The sequence below is a fragment of the Paenibacillus agaridevorans genome, assembly GCF_003112455.1.
GTDB classification, from domain to species: Bacteria; Bacillota; Bacilli; order Paenibacillales; family Paenibacillaceae; genus Pristimantibacillus; species Pristimantibacillus agaridevorans.
In genome coordinates this window covers 31,836-34,272 of the sequence record NZ_BDQX01000356.1, presented here as the reverse complement: position 1 = coordinate 34,272, position 2,437 = coordinate 31,836, and the positions used below count along the sequence as shown (strand labels likewise).

The 2,437-nt window shown below is 59.5% G+C and carries 2 protein-coding genes; both read right to left on the bottom strand.

Going from position 1 to position 2,437, the window contains the following annotated elements; genetic code table 11:
* Nucleotides 1–969 (bottom strand): glycoside hydrolase family 130 protein (locus PAT3040_RS27490; protein ID WP_108995195.1); only part of this gene is annotated, 969 nt, incomplete at its 3' end.
* A gap of 24 nt (nt 970–993) precedes the next feature.
* Nucleotides 994–2,437, bottom strand: a 1,444-nt coding sequence (locus PAT3040_RS27485) for an S-layer homology domain-containing protein (protein ID WP_146200574.1), incomplete at its 5' end; no start/stop codon positions are given.

The window sequence follows — 2,437 nt, the reverse complement described above, 5'->3', positions numbered from 1 at the left end:
CGTCCCGCCCTTGTTCAGCGACAGTTGCCGGAACGGCTCGCGCCGCGCATACAACGCCTGCCCCGCCGCATTGCGCCCGTCTCCGTCCCGATAATAAAAATCCATCACCAGCCGATCGTCGCCTGGGCTGCGGTCTGCGGATATGCAAGCCAATTCGTACAGCTTGCCGTATGCGGACGTATCCAGATAGGTCTGCGGCTCGAAATGCCAGTTCAACATATCTTCGGAGAAGCCTACATGCTGGCGCCCGCCGCAGCCTTCGCTCAGAAACATCATATAGCGGCCATCGATGCGCACAGCCCTGCCACTGGGATCGCGCGGGATGACCGCGCCTTTCGCCCAATATTGCGAGATGGCATGCGGCACCACGATGCCTCGTTTCTCCCAGTGCAGCAGATCGTCCGACACCGCCATGTTAATGTCGCAGCCGACTTGCACCTCGTACCCCATCGATTCTCGAACGCTTGCCGCCTGCTCTTTGCTGACCGGCCATACCCCGTTGTAGAACATATAATATTTCCCGTCGGCCTCATATACTTTCGGATCTTCGCAGCCGAGCAGTTCATTGTCCCTCGTGGGATAGATGATGGGATTATGCCCGCAATCGTTCCATCCCGCTCCTTCCTCGTAGACGGCCAGGCCAATCCGCGAGCCGGTCGCTTCCTTTTTCGGCGCAGCTCGATAGAACATATACAGCTTGCCGTCGCGCTCGATCAAGCTCGGATTAAATAGAAAGCCGCTTTTCCAGCCAAAATCGTAAGGATCGCGCCACTGCCGCCCCAGTCGGAAGGTCATCTGTTCTTCCTTGACAAACGGACCGATCGACCAGTCCGGCTCCTCCTCATACGCCCCCGAAAAATAGAGGGTGGACAGCCATTCGTGATCGCCCACATTCATGGCCAGCGACGCTTCGTAATGCTCTTTCATTTCCGCTTTGCGATGAGCGAGATTCATTATGCCATTCACCATCCCGTTTCCATTCTTTTAATTCGTTCATGTCCGTTCGATTATAAGCGTCCCGTTCGCAACCCAAGTTCGAAGCATATAGTCGATCCACTCCTGCATCAGCGCGGCTGCCTGGGCCCGCGTCAAATGGTCGCCGGGCGCAAAGCGGTTGCCTTCCTTGCCATGAATAATGCCGGCATGATGCAGCGATCGCACCGCCTCCGCCGCCCATGGCCGTATGTCCGCCGCGTCGGCAAAATCTCCTGCCGTCTCAGTTGCGCCCGCCGCAACCGACAGCTTCAGCCCGGCGTATTGCGCGAAACGCAGCAGCAGCACGGCCATCTCCTCGCGCGTCACCAATCGGTTGGGCTCAAATTTCCCGTTGCCCGTTCCGGCGGCGATTCCCGCTTCGTTAGCCCAACCGACAGCCGAAGCGTACCAGGCGCCATCCACCGTATCCGTAAACGGCAGCTGTCCGGCCGGACCAGGCAGCGTTCGTTCCAGATTGGCCAACAGGCGCACGGCCATCGCCCGTGTCATGCCTTGATCCGGCGCAAACTTGCCGCCGCCCACGCCTTGCATTATGCCTCTGGCCGTTGCCAGAGCAATGCTGTCCGCCGCCCAATGCGAAGCGGTGTCACCATATGGATTCGTCGACGGCGGTGCCAACACGACATAAACCTTCCCGCCAACGATAAAGCTTACGCCTCCCGTCATCCGCCCCGACAACGGATTGGCTCGCTCGACGCCGGCTGCCGACAGCTCATTGACAACCGCATCGGCACCGGCGATCGGCAAAGTAACGAGCGCGATCCCCGTATCGTCCGAGAGTTCCCGTCCATCCAAGGTTGCGGCGAACGCATAGACCTGACGTCCGTCCGCCGCTTCGCTCACGGGTCCGGGAAGCTGTCCGGCAGCGGCTTTCCACAGCGTCAGCTCCAGCGGTCCCGTACGATCGCGATAAAGCTCAAGCACGTCTTCGATGTTTAATAGAATATCGCCCAGCGGACTCGCCAGCAGCAGGTGCCGAACGCCCTCTTTTTGCCACAAATCGTCCTTCCATATGCGATCCGCAATCGTCACCGAGAACCCGTTCGCCGCAGCCAAATCCGATTCAGTCATCTTCAACTCAATTCGCGCCGCGCCGCCTTGCGCTGCCGCTTCTTCCACAGCCTGAGCCACGCCGTCCGGGAGAAGCTCCGCCACAAAGCGGCCTTCTGTCCATTCGCCGTTGTACGCGGCGGCTTTATCGCCGTTCGCTCCGCCGCCGGTGCCGCTGCCGTTTCCGACAGTCCCCGTGCCGCCGGGCGTATATCCGCTTACTTCGAAGCTTGCGCCCGCGTACTGATCCTCTGTCTTGATATCGATGACTGCTTTGCCCGCTCCGGTTACGCTAACGATGCCTTCCGGACTCACCTGAGCGACCGATGGATTCGAAGAACGGAAAATCCACTTGTCATTGATCGCGTTAGTCGGCGATACGACTGGCCGC